Origin of the sequence: Cryobacterium algoricola (assembly GCF_004402485.1) — a bacterium.
GTDB classification, from domain to species: Bacteria; Actinomycetota; Actinomycetes; order Actinomycetales; family Microbacteriaceae; genus Cryobacterium; species Cryobacterium algoricola.
The window spans coordinates 72,598-87,424 of sequence record NZ_SOFG01000009.1 but is presented as its reverse complement, the minus strand read 5'-3'; the positions used below and the strand labels follow the sequence as shown (position 1 = coordinate 87,424).

The 14,827-nt window shown below is 70.8% G+C and carries 8 protein-coding genes; 1 reads left to right on the top strand and 7 read right to left on the bottom strand.

What is annotated here, in order from left to right:
• Positions 1-28 precede the first annotated feature (28 nt).
• From E3O44_RS05670 to E3O44_RS05655, 4 genes are all read right to left on the bottom strand, one after another.
• Entirely contained in the window at positions 29-2,758 is a 2,730-nt protein-coding gene (locus tag E3O44_RS05670) for a ComEC/Rec2 family competence protein (RefSeq protein WP_134533393.1), read from the bottom strand.
• Positions 2,759-2,887: 129 nt separating this feature from the next.
• Entirely contained in the window at positions 2,888-3,823 is a 936-nt protein-coding gene (locus E3O44_RS05665) for a helix-hairpin-helix domain-containing protein (protein WP_134533391.1), read from the bottom strand.
• Positions 3,824-4,008: 185 nt separating this feature from the next.
• Positions 4,009-6,603, bottom strand: coding sequence for a leucine--tRNA ligase (gene leuS, locus E3O44_RS05660; protein WP_134533389.1), 2,595 nt, complete (start codon positions 6,601-6,603; stop codon positions 4,009-4,011).
• A gap of 59 nt (positions 6,604-6,662) precedes the next feature.
• Positions 6,663-8,372, bottom strand: a complete 1,710-nt coding sequence (locus tag E3O44_RS05655) for an anthranilate synthase component I family protein (protein ID WP_134533387.1) — start codon at positions 8,370-8,372, stop codon at positions 6,663-6,665.
• 819 nt (positions 8,373-9,191) lie between these two features.
• Here E3O44_RS05655 and E3O44_RS05645 point away from each other — a divergent pair.
• Entirely contained in the window at positions 9,192-10,073 is an 882-nt protein-coding gene (locus E3O44_RS05645; protein ID WP_166792555.1) for an HNH endonuclease signature motif containing protein, read from the top strand.
• Positions 10,074-10,240: 167 nt separating this feature from the next.
• On the opposite strand, the gene cydC is transcribed toward E3O44_RS05645, so the two are convergent.
• From cydC to cydB, 3 genes are all read right to left on the bottom strand, one after another.
• Positions 10,241-11,962 carry a thiol reductant ABC exporter subunit CydC gene (gene cydC, locus E3O44_RS05640; protein ID WP_134533384.1) on the bottom strand — a complete coding sequence of 574 codons (1,722 nt, stop codon included), beginning with the start codon at positions 11,960-11,962 and terminating at the stop codon, positions 10,241-10,243.
• Positions 11,955-13,700 (bottom strand): thiol reductant ABC exporter subunit CydD, encoded by a 1,746-nt coding sequence (gene cydD / locus E3O44_RS05635; RefSeq protein WP_134533382.1) that lies wholly within the window; start codon positions 13,698-13,700, stop codon positions 11,955-11,957. Before cydD ends, cydC begins: the two co-directional genes overlap by 8 nt.
• A 119-nt stretch (positions 13,701-13,819) precedes the next feature.
• The gene (gene cydB / locus E3O44_RS05630; RefSeq protein ID WP_134533380.1) at positions 13,820-14,824 is read right to left on the bottom strand and encodes a cytochrome d ubiquinol oxidase subunit II; all 1,005 of its coding nucleotides are present in this window, start codon (positions 14,822-14,824) and stop codon (positions 13,820-13,822) included.
• Between the last annotated feature and the right edge of the window lie 3 nt (positions 14,825-14,827).

The following is a 14,827-nucleotide window of genomic DNA, read 5'->3' as shown; positions in this document are numbered from 1 at the left end:
CTCCGGTCTCGGCCCGGCCTGGGCTGCCTCAGCCGCCCTTCTCTGTCCAGACCGCGAGGGCACCTCCCCCGGTGGAGGCCGGTGCGACGACCGAAAGCCCCTGCCTGTCGGTGCGCACGGCGAGGGTGCCTACCGAGCGGAGCAGGTCGAGCAGGGACGCGGTCGGGTGACCGTATCGATTGCCGGCGCCGACGGAGATGAGCCCCACCGTTGCGTGCAGCTCGGCATAGAACGGCGGGCTCTGGTCCCGGCTGCCGTGGTGGGCGACCTTGACGACGTCGACCCTGCCCGGTGCGGACACCCGGTCGAGCGCGTCCTGGGCGTCCTCGCCGAGGTCGCCCAGAAACACCGAACGGATGCCTCGACCGTCGAATTCGATCGTGACGCTGCCCGGGTTGCCGGTCTGCATCTCCGATCCGCCGCGCACCGGCCAGAGAACGTCCCAGCGGAGACCGCCGAGCGTGCCCGCGTCGCCCTTCGCGGCCTGGCGCACCTCGGCACCGCCCTCCGCCAGCCGGGCGTGCAGCCGTTCATCCTGCGCGTTCTCCGGGATCCCGACGAGCGCGGTGCCGACCCGGCCGATCACGGCCGCGATTCCGCCGATGTGGTCCATGTCGTAGTGGGTCAGCACCAGCAGGTCGATGCGGTCGATCCCGAGCGAGCGCAGGCAGCGCTGCAACGGCTTCGGGTCCGGCCCGACGTCGACGAGGGCGAAACGGTCCCGGTCGGCGCCGTGGTCCCTGACGACGACGGCATCCCCCTGGCCGATGTCGCACGCGGCGATCTGCCAGTCGGCGGGGAAGGTCAGAGCGCGGCCGACGGCCTGTCCGATCAGGGTGCCCGCATACCCACCGACGAACAGCACGAGCACCACGAGCGCGACGGCCGACCAGCCGTCGAGAGTCGATCGGGTCCGGCCCCGGCCACGTGCACGAGGCCGGCGGCGTAGCCAGAGGATGCGCCGGAGCATGCGCTGGGGACCGCGCCGGAGCCCGCTCCCGTCGCCCCGCCGCGATCGAGACGTGCCGTCGCGGCCACGGCCGGGACCGGGGCCGGGGCCCTGCTCCCCTGGTCCGGACCGTTTCCGGGTCCCCGTGCCGTGACGCAGGAACAGCACGAGCACGGCGGCGGTGAGGACCGCGGTCACGGCCACCCCGAACGGCCCGCCGGGCCAGGGCAGGCTGCTGCCCGGCAGCCCGGCCGTGGTCCGGGCGACGGCCGCGATCCAGGCGGACGGAACCCACGCCGTCCAGAGCACGACGCTCGCCAGGCCGGGAAGCCAGCCGAGGAGCAGGCAGGCCGCGAGGCCGAGGACCGTCCCGAGCGGCGCCGCCGGTTCGGCGAGCAGGTTGGCCGGAACTCCGTAGAGCGGAAAGGTGGGGCTCAGCAGCACGAGCACGGGCTGGCAGGCGAGCTGGGCGGCGAGCGGAATCGCGATCAGGGCTGCGAGCCCGGTCGGAAGCCACCGGGCCAGGGACCGGGTGAGCGGGCCGGCGAGCACGAGAAGCCCGCCGGTGGCGAGCACGGAGAGCGCGAACCCGTAGCTGCGGGAGAGCCAGGGGTCCGTCGCGAGCAGCACGATGACGGACAGCGCGAGGAGGGGCACGCCCCGACCGGGCCTTCCAACGCCCACTCCGATGAGGAGCACCGCCGCCATCACTGCGGCGCGCAGCACGCTCGGCTCCGGGGTGACGAGCACGACGAACCCCAGCAGCACCGCGAGCGACAGGGTGATGCGCGCACCACGCCCGAGCCGGAGCCTGCCGAGCCGGAACCGGCCGCCGAGCAGCATGATGATCGCGATCAGGACCGCGCAATTCGCGCCGCTGACCGCGGTCAGGTGGCTGAGCGCGCTGGACTTCATCGCCGCGTCGAGGTCGTCGCCCACGGCGCTCGTGTCCCCGATCGCGAGCCCGGGCAACAACGCTCCGCCGTCACCCGGCAGGGTTGCGGCCGCGGCGGCGAAGCGGGAGCGCAACGCATCCGCCCAGTCGAGCCACCACGGCGCCTCGGAGACGGGCACCGGTCGCCCGAGGGCGAAGACCAGAAGCGCCGCGGCGTCCCCCGGTTCCGTGGCCACGAGTGTCGCGTCCACCCTCACGGTCGCGCCGATCCTCAGGGAATCGCCCGGAGACCCGGAGGCGAACACGAGGACGGGCACCGACCGCCCCTCTCGCGCCGCACCGGTCGCCGCAGCTGCCGCTGCCGCGGTCCTGCCGGTCACCGCGTCTACGGCCACCAGGGTGCCGCTGAACCGGATGCGCCCACTCCCGGTGTCTGCACCGGCGCCGGTATCGGCACCGGTACCGCCGAATCCCGACAGCGCGGGGGCGCCCACCGGAACCGAACGGACCACAATCCGTGCCGTGACCGACGAATGGGTGGCCGCGACAGCCGCGATCTCGGCCGGGAGTCGGGCAGCCGCCGCGACCGCGACGAGCGACGCTAGGAGAGCGGCGGCCGTGACGCAGACCAGGACGGTTCCGGCCAGCGTCGCCCGGGTCACGCGCCACCAGGGTGCGCGTTGCCAGGGTCCGCGTTGCCACGCGGGCAGGTCGGACCCCCGGAAGGGCGACCGGTGAGAAGGAGAGCGGAACGCCGGCCGTGAGTGCTTCCTGCGCGCCGCGGAGGCCGCGAACGCGGCGACGGCGAGGGCGACCACCATCACGACCGCCCAGAGGAGCGCGGCGGCCGGACCGGCGAACGCCGGGGCACCCGTGAGCCACCAGGCCGTCGCCCAGGCCAGTGCCGCAGGCACGATCAGCCGCGCGTCCGTTCCCGCCGGACCTGCCGGGCCCGCCGAACCTGTCCGGCCTGCCGGGCGTACCGGGCCTGACGGAGCTCCCGGGCGTGCCGGGTCTGCCGGGGATCTCATACCGTCACGCCCTCATACCGTCACGAGGTCTTTCAGGGCGTCGAAGGTCTTGTCCCCGATTCCGGTCACGTTCCGCAGGTCGTCGATGGTGGCGAACGGGCCGTTCGCGGACCGGTAGTCGACGATGCGCTGCGCCATGGCCGGGCCGATCCGCGGCAGCGCATCCAGCTCGGCCGCCGTCGCCCGGTTGAGGTTGACCTTCACCGCGGGAAGCCCGGCAGCAGGGCCCGAACCCACCCCGCTTCCGCCGACGCTTCCTCCTCCCGCACCGCCCGGCACGGTCTCGCCGACGGCAGGCAGGTAGACCTGCTCGCCGTCCGCGAGCGGCCTGGCGAGATTGGCCCCTGCCGGATCGGCCGCCGCGGTGAATCCCCCTGCCGCGGACACCGCGTCGACCACGCGGGCGCCGACCGGAAGTTCGAACAGCCCGGGCCGGGCAACGGCGCCGAGGACGTGCACGAGGATCACGGCGGCAGGCGTGGCGCCCGGCGAGGATCGCGCCGTTCCGGAGCCGGATGCTCCGGTGCCCGAGCCGGATCTCCCGGAGCCGGATCCCGTGCCCGATGTAGCCGATGGAGAGGCTTTCTGCGGTCCGTCGGCCGAGGCTCCGCTCCGAGCAGGGACAAGGACCTGCTGCCCTGACTGAGGTCCGAGGGCCGTGACGATCACCGCGATCAGGAGAGCGGCCAGCACGAGCACGACCGCCGCGCCCAGTCCGATCCTCAGCCGCGCCCGGCTCGGCCGACGGGCGGCAGGGACGAGGGTGTCGAGCGGCGGCAACCGGCCAGGGAACGGGTCACGTAACGGATCAGGGAACGAGTCAGGGAACGGGTCGGCCTCGCCGGCGGCACCCCGCTCGAGGCCTCCCGCCTGGCCGGTACGGTGTTCCGGCCCCGTCCCTGCCTCTGGCTCCCGTTCCGGCCAGGCCGAGGGTCCTGCAGTCTCCATCCGGGCAGGCTAAACGCGGCGCTCCCCAGGGCGCCGGTCCTCGGCCGGACCGGTGGACAACCGGACCGACCCCCAACCTGTCGAGGGCCAGCAAGGGCCGGCGAGGCGCCCGGCAGTCCCCGGAGTCCCTCAGGACCCCGGGCCGCCAGAATCTGACGCCGTCAGGACCCGACGGCGCCACTGCCTCAGACGGGCTTGGTGACGATGCTCACGAGCTTCGGCGCCCGGACGATCACGTGGACAATCTCCCGGTCCCCGATCGAGCGGATCACCGAAGCGGATGCCCGGGCGAGGCCCTCGAGGTCGTCAGCGGCGATCTTCGGCGAGACCTCCAGACGGTCACGTACCTTGTTGTCGACCTGCACGATGGCCGTGACGGATTCCTCGACGAGGAGCCGCGGGTCGGCCTTGCGCCACTGAGCGAGCGCGACGCACGGCTCATAGCCAAGGCGCTGCCACATGTCCTCCGCCGTGTACGGCGCGAAAAGGTTGAGCGCCATGGCGGTCGCCTCGGCGGCCTCGCGCACCGCGGCATCCGCCGGGCCTGCGCCCGTGTCGATGACCTTGCGGGTCGCGTTCACGAGCTCCATCAACCGGGCGACGACGACGTTGAACTTGAACGACTCGACGAGGCCGGGCGCGTCGGCGAGGAAGCGGTGGGTGACCCGGCGCAGGGCGGGGTCCCCGGTCTTCCAGAGCACGTCCGGTGCGCTCGTGACGTCCTTGGCCATACGCCAGGCACGGGCGAGGAACTTGGCCGAACCGACCGGGGACACGTCGGCCCAGTCGATGTCGTCCTCGGGCGGGCCGGCGAACGCCATGGTGAGGCGCACGGCGTCGACGCCGAACTGGTCGATCTCCTCGGTGAAGTAGACGAGGTTGCCCTTGCTCTTGGACATCTTGGTGCCGTCGAGGATGACCATGCCCTGGTTGAGCAGGGCGGTGAACGGCTCGGTGAAGGTCACGTAGCCGAGGTCGAAGAGCACCTTGGTGATGAACCGCGCGTAGAGCAGGTGCAGAATGGCGTGCTCGACGCCGCCGACGTACTGGTCGACGGGAGCCCACTTCTCGGCTTCCTTCGGGTCGAACGCCTGGGTGTCGTCGTTCGGGTTCAGGAACCGGAGGAAGTACCACGAGCTGTCGACGAAGGTGTCCATCGTGTCGGCGTCGCGGCGAGCCGGGGTGCCGTCGATCGGATTGGGCACGTTGACCCAGTCCGTTGCGCCGCCGAGCGGCGAGGTGCCCTTCGGCTTGAGGTCGAGACCCTCCGTTGAGGGGAGCAGCACCGGCAGCTGGTCTTCGGGAACCGGGATTTCCGCGCCGTCCTGGCCGTGGATGATCGGGATCGGGGTACCCCAGTAGCGCTGGCGGGAGATCAGCCAGTCGCGCAGCCGGTAGTTCTTGGCGGAACGCCCGGTGCCGTCGGCGGTGAGCTGCTCGACGATGCGCTTGATCGCGTTGTTCTTGCTGAGGCCGGTGAGGGCGCCGGAGTTGATCAGGCGGCCTTCCCCGGCCAGCGCGAGCCCGGTTTCCGTCGGGTCGAGCGGCGCGGGGTCGAGCGGCAGTTCTTCCGTGCCGTCGATCATGCCGGGCGTGATCACGGGCAGGGTGCCGGTCAGGGGAGCCGTCGTGTCGACGACGACCCGGACGGGCAGGCCGAACTTCAGGGCGAAGTCGAGGTCGCGCTGGTCGTGCGCGGGGACGGCCATCACGGCGCCGTGGCCGTAGTCCGCGAAGACGTAGTCCGCTGCCCAGATCGGCAGGCGTTCGCCGTTGACCGGGTTGATCGCGTAACGCTCGAGGAAGACACCGGTCTTGGGCCGGTCGGTGGCCTGGCGCTCGATGTCGGTGCTCTTCTGCATCTGAACGAGGTAGTCCTGGAAGCGCTCGCGCACCTCGGGAGTGGAGTCGGCGACGAGTTCGGCCGCGAGGTCGGAGTCGGGGGCGACGACCATGAAGGTCGCGCCGAAGAGCGTGTCCGGGCGGGTCGTGAAGACGCTGACGACGGCCTCGCGGCCCTCGATGGCGAAGTCGACGTCGGCGCCGATGGAGCGGCCGATCCAGTTGCGCTGCATGTTGAGCACCTTGGCCGGCCAGGTGCCCTCGAGCTGGTTGAGGTCGTCGAGCAGGCGATCCGCGTAGTCGGTGATCTTGAAGTACCACTGGGTGAGCTTCTTCTTGATCACGATCGCGCCGCTGCGGTCGCTCGTGCCGTCCGGCAGGACCTGCTCGTTCGCGAGCACGGTCTGGTCGATCGGGTCCCAGTTGACCCAGCTGTCCTTGCGGTAGGCGAGGCCCTTCTTGTAAAGCTGCAGGAACAGCCACTGGTTCCACTTGTAATACTCGGGGTCGCTCGTGTGCAGTTCGCGGGACCAGTCGAAGGAGGCCGCGTAGAGCTTCATGCTCTTCTTCTGCTGGGCGATGTTGTCGTAGGTCCAGCCGCGCGGGTCGATGCCGCGCTTGATGGCGGCGTTCTCCGCGGGGAGTCCGAAGGAGTCCCAGCCGATCGGGTGCAGCACGTTGAAGCCCTGTTGGCGCCAGTACCGGGCGACGATGTCGCCGAGCGCGTAGACCTCGGCGTGGCCCATGTGCAGGTCGCCGGAGGGATACGGGAACATGTCGAGCACGTACTTGCGCGGACGGGTGTCGTCGGGGTCGCTCGTGCGGAACGGTTCGAGCTCGTCCCAGATGGGTTGCCACTTCGCCTGGATCGCGGCGAAGTCATAGACGTCCTCGTCGATCTCTACGCCGTATGGGGTGCGGTCGTGCTCGTGTGCCACGGGACTCTCATTCTGGTGATTCGGGCGTGAACGCTTCACGGTCCAAGCTTCTAGGTTACTCAACCCTTAGCCGAATCGAGGTCAGAGACGGAATCGAGCGCGGCCAGGAGTGCTGCGGCCTTGATCCGGGTCTCCTCGATCTCCTCCGCAGCGACCGAGAGGGCGGTGATTCCGCCGCCGGTCCCGATCGAGGCGCCTGCCCGGTCGAGCACGATGCTGCGGATCACCATGGCGAGGTCGACGGCGCCGTCGCGGCCGAAATAGCCGAATGCACCGGAGTAGATGCCGCGGGGGCCGTCCTCGAGGCCGCTGAGCAGGCTGACGGCGCTGAGCTTGGGCACCCCGGTCATCGAACCGGCCGGGAAACACGATTCGACGGCATCCGTGCCGGTCAGCCCCGCGGCGAGGCGCGCCTCGACGGTGCTCACGAGCTGGTGGACGTGCGCGTAGCTCTCGATGTCGAGGAGGCGCGTGACGGCGACGGTGCCGAGTTCGGCGACCCGGCCGATGTCGTTGCGCATCAGGTCGACGATCATCAGGTTCTCGGCGCGTTCCTTGTCGCTCGCGGCGAGTTCGGCGCGGAGGCCGGCGTCGGTCGCGGGATCCGCGGACCGCGGCCTGGTGCCCTTGATCGGCTTGCTCGACACGCCGCCGTCCGGGCCGACGGTGAGGAATTGCTCGGGCGAGGCGCTCAGCAGGGCGGTGTGCCCGAAGCGCAGCAGGCCGCCGTGGTGGCTCGGGCTGTCGGCCCGCAGCCGGTGGTACGCCGCGACTGGGTTCGGTCGCGCGTCGACGGTGATCTCGTTGGTGAGGCAGAGCTGGTAGGCGTCTCCCGCGGCGATGGAGGCCTGGCAGCGCCCGATCAGTGCGGCGTAGTGGGTTGCGTCGTGCCGCCACCGGGCGCGGGGCGGCGATGCAGGGTGCTCGAGGGCGGCATCCGCTGCGGCGGTCGGTACAGTCGGTGCGGCAGTCGCTGCAGTCGCTGCGGCAGTCGCTGCAGTCGCTGCGGCGTCTTCCGTCAGCGCATGCCGCATCGCACGAGCACTGTCCCGGCGCGCCCGCACAGCGCTGGCCCAGTCCTCCGCGAGCTGGGGCGACTCCCCCGGCTGCCTGCGGGCGAGCAGGGTGACGGTGCGGTTCGTGTGGTCGAAGACGAGCATCCGGTCGACCTCGAGCAGGGCAGCGTCGGGGTAACGCGACGGAGGAAGTGGCACGCCGAGGGTCTGCGCGCCGAGCTCGTACCCGAGCCAGCCGACCCAGCCGAGGTGGAAGCCGCCGGTTTGCCGGACCCCCGGCTCCGAATCGGCCAGCGCGTCTGGATCGTGAGGCTCGTCAGGATCGCCCAGCGCGTCCGGCGCGTCCGGATCGCGCGGCTCGTCCGGATCGTACGGCTCGTCCGGATCGTACGGCTCGTGCGGTTCGTCCGAAGGGTGCGGCCCGGACGCGTTGATGGGCGCCGCGAGGTCGTCCCGGAGGAAGTCGAAGATCGTGCCGCGGCTCGTGACGGGTGCGGAGAGCGGGTCTCCGGGCACCGTGACCGTCACCGTTCCGTCTGGAACGGAGGCGTTCACGAACCGGGAGCGCTCGGTCGGCCCGGCGAGGTAGCTGAAGCCGGTGTGGGCGCCAGGGCCGGCGTCGAGCCAGATGGCGTGTCTGCTCTCGCGGTAGAGGGCATCGAAGGCGTCTGCCGGGTCCCACCAGCCGTCCAGCTCCCAACGTTGGTGGTCGCCCCGGCCGGGACTGCGGCGAGGGCGGGAGGATGCGGACACGCCCCTAGCCTAGGAGCCTGCTGAATCTTTGCGGCACTACGGGCGTCCCAGACCGCTGTCAGAGGTATTCCGATCGGGTTATCCACAGGTCACCTGTGGGGGCGTGCGGATGCCGGTGGAATGTCGGTGGTGGTCCGTAGAGTGCCCCCATGACAGTTGAAGAACCCTCAGAATCTCACCTGGACAGCCCCGTGGACAACAGTGTGGACAGTCCCGTGGACAGCAATGTCGACAGCACTGCGGAGCCCCCACCCGGGACCCCTCCTGACGTCTCTCCTGACGTCCCTCCCGATACCTACCTCAACGCGCAGCACTTCAACCTGGTGGAGCCGTCCCTGGCCGAGGTGTATGACGCGATCAAGGAGGCGGACCGGGAGCTGAACCGGGCCGCCGCTCGCCGGGCTGATGCGATCTACACCGCGCAGCGGGTACTGGCCGACGTCGGCCGGGCCCGGGACGAGGCCGCCGTGCAGGCCGGCGGGCGACGCCCGCCGTGGTCGCCGGAGGAGGCCACGAAGGAAGAGTTCACCTGCGAGGTCGGCGCCCTGCTCCGACTGCCCCGGCGCACGACGGAAACCCTGATCGAGGCCAGCCGCACTCTCGCCGAGGAACTCCCCGCAACCCGCGAAGCCCTTGCAACCGGGGCGATCAGTTACCGGCACGCGCAAGTGATCATGGATCAGGCGTGGGGCATCACCGTCGACGGTGACCCGGACGCGGCCGCCCGGGCCCGGGCCGTGTTCGAAGACGTCCTCGTGCCCGACGCGGAAGTGCTGACCGTGGCGAAGCTCGCCGACCGGGCCCGCNGAAGTGCTGACCGTGGCGAAGCTCGCCGACCGGGCCCGCAGGGTCCGGGAACGCACCCACCCGGAGACCATCACCGCCCGGCACCAGAAAAGCGTCGAGGACCGACACCTGGTGTTCCAGGCCCTCAACGACAGCATGGCGTCCCTGTATGTGACCGGCGATGCCGAGAAGATCCAGGCCGCGTACCACCGCACCCTCGATACCGCCCTGACCTTGCAACGCCCGGACGAGGAACGCACGCTCACCCAGCTCGCCGCAGACGTACTCACCGATGTCCTGATCGGCGGGGTTACCCCGGACGGGACCGGCACAGGGGTCGCCGCTCAAGTGAATGTGACCGTCCCCGTGCTGACCCTCCTCGGGAAAAGCGAGGAACCCGGGTACCTGGCCGGGTACGGGCCGATCGACCCGGACACCGCGCGGCGCCTCGCGGCGGGGGCGCCGAGTTTCACCCGGCTGCTGACCCACCCCGAGACCGGGGTCGTGCTCTCCATGGGCCGCGACACCTACAAGGTCCCGGCGGCCTTGAAGAAGTGGCTCGAGGTGCGGGATGAAACCTGCACCTTCCCCGGCTGCCGCCGCTCCGCGAAACGCTCCGACGTGGACCACAGCGTCGAATGGCAGCACGGCGGTCAGACGGACGCGATGAATCTCGCCCACCTGTGCCCGTATCACCACTCGGTGAAGAGCTGCACCCGGTGGACACCCCGGCACCTCGGCGACGGTCGCATCGAGTGGACGTCCCCGGCCGGGTACCGCTACATCGTCGAACCCTCCGCCGACATGCGACCACCCAAACATCCCAAACCCGCACCGAAACCACCGGCCCCGGCCGTGGACGTCTGGAACCTCGACCCCGAACCCAACGACCCCGAGGAACCGACACCCTTCTGAACGACGTCTTGGGGGCGTTGTCCGGGACGATCAGGCTGAGCCGGAGGGGGCCGCACCGACAGAGTCAGGCGGGCAGGTTTAGGTGCAGGGTGCACAGCAGGGCGCACCGAGTCAGGCCGGCCGGTTCAAGTGGGCAGGGTCTGGCGGGCAGAGCCACGTGCGCCGGGTCAGGCGGGCAGGGTCACCCGGGCGGTGATGAGCTCGTCGGGCACCGGGGTGTGCGAGATGAGCAGCACGGCCCTGCCGTCCTCCGCCGCCGTCCCGAGGATGTCCCTGACGAGACGGTCGCCCTGCGCTTCATCGACGTTCGCGGTGGGTTCGTCGACGATGAGCACGGGGAAGTCCGCGAGGAGCCCCCTGGCGAGGGCGATCCGCTGGGCCTGACCGCCGGAGACGAGGGCACCGCGTTCGCCGACCCTCGCATCGAGTCCGCCGCGCTGCGCGGTCCAGTCGCCGAGGCCGACCCGGTCGAGAACGGCCAGCAGGTCGTCGTCGCTCGCGGTTTCCCGGGCGAAGAGCAGATTCTGGCGGATACTGTCGTCGAAGAGCCAGGGGTGCTGTTCGCACAGCCCGACGAAGCGGCGCACGGCGGAGGGCTCGAGCGTGTTCGCCTCGACGCCGTCGAGCGTGTACGAACCGGTGTAGTCGAGGAAGCGGACGAGTACCTGCGCGAGAGTGGTCTTGCCCGCCCCACTCGGACCGGCGAGGTGAACACGCTCACCGGGGCCGAGGCGCAGGGTCACGCCGGAAACGCCGGGCTCCGTCGCACCGGGCCAGGAAGCGCCGACCCCGCTCAGTCGCAGCACCGGCTGCGCGGAGACGGCCACGGCAACGCCGTTCCCGTCCACGCCGGCGACTGCCCCGGTGTCGGCTGCCGGCCGGCTGTCGGCGTCGCTCTCGACCGGGATCTCCCGTGGGACCGTGGTCGGCACCGCATCCGCGACACGTTCCGCGCTCGAGCGCACCTGGCGCCAGGCGCCGAGGGCTGCGGGCACGACGGCGAAGATCTCGAAGACGGCCATCGGAACGAGGACGATCACGGCGAAATCCGGACCGGGCAGGCCCCCTCCCGAGAGCCCCCCGAACCCGGCGAGCAACGCGGCGACGGTCGCAGCGCCGGCGAACAGGGAGAGCACGGCACCCTGGATGCCGACTCCCACTGACCGGCGCAGGGTCGCCCGGCGCAACCGGTCGTCGGCGGCAGCCAGACCCTCGAGACGGGATTTGAGAACGCCGAAGGCGGTGAGCACGTCGATGTTCTCGACCAGTTCGAGCACCCGGTCGGCAAGATCCCCGCGGAGCGGAGCGAGCTCGCGCTCGGAGCCAGCGGCGACGATCCCCGACGCGGCCGTGCCGAGCACTCCGGCGAGGACGAGACAGACCGCGAGACCGAGAGCCGCGAGCGGCGAGAGCAGCCACACACCCACGACGCTGAGAATGGCGAGCACCCCGGCCGTCGCCAGCGGTTGCACGACCCGCAACGGGAAGTCCTGCAGGTCGTCGACGTCGCGGACGAGGCGGGTGAGCAGATCACCACGCCGGGTGTTCGCGAGCCCAGCGGGCGCGAGAGGCAGGATGCGTTCGAAGACACCGACGCGGAGCGCGGCGAGCTGGCGGAACGCGGCATCGTGGCTGGAGAGCCGGTCGAGGTAGCGGAACGCGGAGCGGCCGAGCGCGAAGGCGCGCACGCCCACGATCGCCACAGACAGGTAGAGGATCGGCGGCTGCTCGGCGGCGCGGGTGATCAGCCAGGCGCTCGTCGCGAGCAGGGCAACGGCGGACAGGGCGCTCGCGACGCCGGCGGCCAGCCCGGGTACGAAGCGGCGCGCGGACGGCTGGGCGAGCCGCAGGATCGCGCGGACCCGGGTGGGGGGCAGGAACTCAGACATGGGCGTCCTCCCCCAGTGACACGACGGATCCCGGGGCCCCGGCCACCGGGACCACGGACAGCACGAGGTCGGCGGCATCGACCACGGCCGGGCGGTGGCTCACCACGATCACGATCGTTCCTCCCGCCGAGAGCTCGCGGAGGCCCGCGATCAGCCGGCCCTCTGCGTCCTCGTCGAGGGCGGAGCTCGGTTCGTCGAGGACGAGCACCGGGCATCCGTCGGACAGTGTGCGGTAGATGGCCCTCGCCGCGGCAACGCGCTGCGCCTGGCCGCCGGAGAGCCCATCGCCGTTCACCCCGAGGACGATCCCGGGCTCCAGGTCGCCGCCGCCGGCGAGGTCGAGTGCGCGGACCACGAGGGCCTCGTCGATGCCGCGGGCGCCGAGCGCCACGTTGTCGGCGATCGTGCCGGAGAGCAGTCCTGGCCGTTGGCCGGCCCACGCGAGCCACGGTCGCGGCCCGCCGGGATCGAGAGTCGTGTCGCCGAGAGTGATTGAGCCGGTGTACGGCACGAAACCCTGGAGAGCCGCGACGAGCGTGGACTTGCCCGCGCCACTCGGCCCGGCGATGACCGCGAACCGGCCGGGGTCGATCGTCGCGCTGAATGCGGGGAGTGTCACGTCCGTGCCGCGACGCACGGTGACCTGGGCGAAGCGGAGCGAGCCGCCCGGCCCCGCGACGGGTGCTTGCGACGCCGTCGCGCCGGGTGCCTGCGCGGCCGTCGCGGCCGGTGCCTGCCCGGCCGTCGCGGCGGCATCCGTCGTGTCGGTCGCCGTTCCGCCTGCCGGCCCGCCCTCGATGATCAGGAAGACCTCCTCCGCCGCGGCGAGCCCGTCAGCGGCGGCGTGGAACTGAACGCCGATCTGACGCACCGGGAGGAACGCCTCGGGTGCGAGCAGCAGCACGAAGAGGCCAATGCCGAGACCGAGCGACCCGTCGACGAGCCGCAGGCCGATCGACACCGCCACGAGCGCGACCGAGAGGCTCGCGCCGAGCTCAAGCACGAAGCCGCTCAGGAACGACACCCGCAGCACCTTCATGGTGCGCACGCGGTAGTCCTCGGTGATCGCGCGCACCCGATCGGTCTGACGCCGTTCCCTGCCGAAGATCTTGAGGGTGCCGAGGCCGCCGACGAGGTCGAGGAAGCCGACGCCGAGCCGCTGCAGCGATTCCCACTGCTGCTTCTGCACGGCCTGGGTGGCCTGGCCGATCAGGATCATGAACAGCGGAATGAGCGGGAGAACGATGATCACCGTGATGCCGCTCGGGAGGTCCTGCCACAGCATCACGAGCACGAGGATCGGCGTGGCGATCCCGGCGAGGAGGAGCTGCGGGAGGTACCTGGCGAAGTAGTTGTCCAGGGCGTCGAGCCCCTGGGTAGCGACGGTCGACACGCGAGCGCCCTGCTGGCCGGCGAGCCAGTCCGGGCCGTTCTCCGCGACCCGGCGCAGCACGCGGGTGCGCAACTGGCTCTTGACGGATGCCGCGCCACGGCTCGCCGCGACCTCGAGCAGCCAGACCAGCGCGGCACGCAGGACCACGACGGCGGCGAGGCCGCCCACATACGGCGCGAGTTCCGCCTGACCATGGCCGGCCACCGCGAGCGTGATGACCTGGCTGAGCAGCCAGGAGAATGCGATCACGACGAGGGTCTGCGCGAAGCCGAGCACCGCCCCGATGGCCAGGAACCACCGCGCGGCAGAAGCGTAGCGGAGGAGCCGGGGGTCGAGGGGACGCATGTGCTCGTTCTGTTTGGGGGCGGTGCCGGACCGCGGGCGCGCCGGCCGGTAAGACAGGCCGTGCCGCGGGGCGTGCAAATGGATCGGGGCCCGCCGTTTCCGACGGGCCCCGGACGCTCCTAGAGCGCTGCGGCTTCGATGTTACTGCGACTGACCCGCTTGCGCAGGACCCAGTACGTCCAGCCCTGGTAGAGGAAGATCACCGGAGCGGCGATCACCGCGGTCCAGGTCATCACCTGGAGCGTGTACGGCGTCGAGGAGGCGTTGTCGATCGTGAGGCTGTTCGCCGCGTCATTGCTCGCCGGCATCACATCCGGGAACAGCGACGCGAACAGGGTGAGCACGGCGAGGCCGATCGTCGCGGCCATCAGCGTGAACGCCCAGCCCTCGGATCCGCGCAGGTTGAGCAGGAACGACCCGATCAGGGCGACGGCCGCTGCCGCGGCGAAGACCGCGGTGAAGAGACTGCCGAAGGCGAGCACGGTCCAGAGCAGGAACGACGCGGCGACGACGATCGTCACGAGTCCCGCCTGGGTGGCGAGCTTGCGGGCACGCACGCGGATGTCCCCGTCGGTCTTCAGGGAGACGAACACGACCCCGTGGGTGAAGAACAGGAGCAACGTCGTCACCCCGCCAAGCAGCGCGTAGGGGTTCAGCAGGTCGAAGAAGGTTCCCGTGTAGTTGTGTCCGGCGTCGAGCTGGACACCCTGGACGACGTTCGCGAACGCGACGCCCCAGAGCAGGGCCGGGATGGCGCTTCCGACGACGATCATGCCGTCGAACCACTTCTTCCACTCGGATTCCGGACGCTGGTGCCGGTATTCGAACGAGACGCCGCGCACGATGAGGGCGAGGAGGATGACCAGCAGGGCGAGGTAGAAGCCGCTGAACATCGTCGCGTACCACTCCGGGAACGCGGCGAAGAGCGAGGCGCCTGCGACGATCACCCAGGTCTCGTTGAGGTCCCAGACCGGGCCGATCGAGTTGATCAGCACCCGGCGGTCGGTGTCGTCCTTACCGAGGAACGGCAGGGACATGCCGACTCCGAAGTCGAAGCCGTCGAGGATGAAGTAGCCGATGAACATCACGGCGATGATCCAGAACCAGAGAATGTTGAGTTCCATCAG

Excerpts from the sequence above, each read along its gene's own strand:
- E3O44_RS05665 (WP_134533391.1), bottom strand. The coding sequence starts at position 3,823 with ATGGAGACTGCAGGACCCTCGGCCTGGCCGGAACGGGAGCCAGAGGCA.
- cydC (WP_134533384.1), bottom strand. The coding sequence starts at position 11,962 with ATGTCTGAGTTCCTGCCCCCCACCCGGGTCCGCGCGATCCTGCGGCTC.
- cydD (WP_134533382.1), bottom strand. The coding sequence starts at position 13,700 with ATGCGTCCCCTCGACCCCCGGCTCCTCCGCTACGCTTCTGCCGCGCGG.
- cydB (WP_134533380.1), bottom strand. The coding sequence starts at position 14,824 with ATGGAACTCAACATTCTCTGGTTCTGGATCATCGCCGTGATGTTCATC.